General features: G+C 56.0%; 1 rRNA gene. It reads right to left on the bottom strand.

Annotated features, from left to right (window positions below):
• Window positions 1–22: 22 nt before the first annotated feature.
• Window positions 23–2,784: ribosomal RNA gene (locus tag FFS52_RS23440) — 23S ribosomal RNA — on the bottom strand; the annotation flags it as partial.

Raw genomic sequence — 2,784 nt, 5'->3', positions numbered from 1 at the left:
GTTTGGTGATGTTGTGGGTGTTGTTGGTAAGTCCTCGGCCGATTAGTACCAGTCACCTGAACACATTGCTGTGCGTACAGTTCTGGCCTATCAACCCCATGGTCTGTGGGGGGCCTTAACCCCGCGAAGGGGGTGAGAAACCTCATCTTGGAACAGGCTTCCCGCTTAGATGCTTTCAGCGGTTATCCCTTCCGAACGTAGCTAACCAGCAGTGCCCCTGGCGGGACAACTGGCACACCAGAGGTTCGTCCGTCCCGGTCCTCTCGTACTAGGGACAGGTTTCCTCAAGTTTCTTACGCGCGCGGCGGATAGAGACCGAACTGTCTCACGACGTTCTAAACCCAGCTCGCGTGCCGCTTTAATGGGCGAACAGCCCAACCCTTGGGACCTACTCCAGCCCCAGGATGCGACGAGCCGACATCGAGGTGCCAAACCATCCCGTCGATATGGACTCTTGGGGAAGATCAGCCTGTTATCCCCGGGGTACCTTTTATCCGTTGAGCGACACCGCTTCCACTTGCCGGTGCCGGATCACTAGTCCCGACTTTCGTCCCTGCTCGACATGTACGTCTCACAGTCAAGCTCCCTTGTGCACTTACACTCAACACCTGATTGCCAACCAGGCTGAGGGAACCTTTGGGCGCCTCCGTTACCTTTTAGGAGGCAACCGCCCCAGTTAAACTACCCACCAGGCACTGTCCCTGAACCCGATCAGGGTCCGAGGTTAGAAGTCCAATACGATCAGAGTGGTATTTCAACAACGACTCCATGAACACTGGCGTGCCCACTTCACAGTCTCCCACCTATCCTACACAAACCGAACCGAACACCAATACCAAGCTATAGTGAAGGTCCCGGGGTCTTTTCGTCCTGCCGCGCGTAACGAGCATCTTTACTCGTACTGCAATTTCGCCGAGTCTGTGGTTGAGACAGCAGAGAAGTCGTTACGCCATTCGTGCAGGTCGGAACTTACCCGACAAGGAATTTCGCTACCTTAGGATGGTTATAGTTACCACCGCCGTTTACTGGGGCTTAAATTCTCAGCTTCACCACCCGAAGGTGATTAACCGGTCCTCTTAACCTTCCAGCACCGGGCAGGCGTCAGTCCGTATACATCGTCTTACGACTTCGCACGGACCTGTGTTTTTAGTAAACAGTCGCTTCTCTCTGGTCTCTGCGACCCACACCAGCTCAGACCGAAAAGATCGTCACCAGGATGGGTCCCCCTTCTCCCGAAGTTACGGGGGCATTTTGCCGAGTTCCTTAACCACAGTTCTCTCGATCGCCTTAGTATTCTCTACCTGACCACCTGTGTTGGTTTGGGGTACGGGCCGTGTACCAACTCACTAGAGGCTTTTCTCGGCAGCATAGGATCATGGAATTCGCCACAACGGCTACGCATCACCTCTCAGGCTATGTGAGTGACGGATTTGCCTATCACTCGCCCTACAGGCTTACACCAGTACAACCACTGACTGGCCCCACTACCTTCCTGCGTCACCCCATCGCTTGCCTACTACCAGCCAAGGTCCCATGCATCACCCCACTCGGCACCCGAAGGTGCTCCCGGGGGATCAGGATGGTTAGTACAACTGATTCAGCATGGGCGCGGATACACGGGTACGGGAATATCAACCCGTTGTCCATCGACTACGCCTGTCGGCCTCGCCTTAGGTCCCGACTCACCCTGGGCGGATTAGCCTGGCCCAGGAACCCTTGGTCATTCGGCGGCAGAGTTTCTCACTCTGCTTTCGCTACTCATGCCTGCATTCTCACTCCCACACCCTCCACACCTGGATCACTCCGGCGCTTCCACGGATGCAGGACGCTCCCCTACCCACCCCACCCACTACACAGAAGTCCGTAAACCTCTGCGGATGTCATGGTGGAGTGCCGCGGCTTCGGCGGTGTACTTGAGCCCCGCTACATTGTCGGCGCAGGATCACTTGACCAGTGAGCTATTACGCACTCTTTCAAGGGTGGCTGCTTCTAAGCCAACCTCCTGGTTGTCTTCGCGACCCCACATCCTTTTCCACTTAGTACACGCTTAGGGGCCTTAGCCGGCGATCTGGGCTGTTTCCCTCTCGACTACGAACCTTATCGCCCGCAGTCTCACTGCCACACTCTCACTTACCGGCATTCGGAGTTTGGCTGACGTCAGTAACCCTGTGGGGCCCATCGGCCATCCAGTAGCTCTACCTCCAGTAAGAAACATGTGACGCTGCACCTAAATGCATTTCGGGGAGAACCAGCTATCACGGAGTTTGATTGGCCTTTCACCCCTACCCACAACTCATCCCCTCCATTTTCAACTGAAGTGGGTTCGGGCCTCCACGACGTCTTACCGACGCTTCACCCTGGCCATGGGTAGATCACTCCGCTTCGGGTCTAGACCCGGCGACTCAAACGCCCTATTCAGACTCGCTTTCGCTACGGCTACCCCACACGGGTTAACCTCGCCACCGAGCACTAACTCGCAGGCTCATTCTTCAAAAGGCACGCCATCACCCGCCCCGAAGGCACAGGCTTTGACGGATTGTAAGCGTCCGGTTTCAGGTACTATTTCACTCCCCTCCCGGGGTACTTTTCACCTTTCCCTCACGGTACTAGTCCGCTATCGGTCACCAGGAAGTATTCAGGCTTACCGGGTGGTCCCGGCAGATTCACAGCAGATTCCACGAGCCCGCTGCTACTTGGGGACACCGTCACGCAAGACCATGTGTTTTCAGCTACCGGACTCTCACCGACTACGGCAGACCATTCCAGGCCACTTCACCTAACACA

The sequence above is a fragment of the Gordonia sp. ALPHA1B1 genome (assembly GCF_005502615.1).
Lineage (GTDB): Bacteria > Actinomycetota > Actinomycetes > Mycobacteriales > Mycobacteriaceae > Gordonia > Gordonia hongkongensis.
The sequence above is the reverse complement of the archived record's forward strand: the minus strand, read 5'-3'. Positions and strand labels throughout refer to the sequence as shown.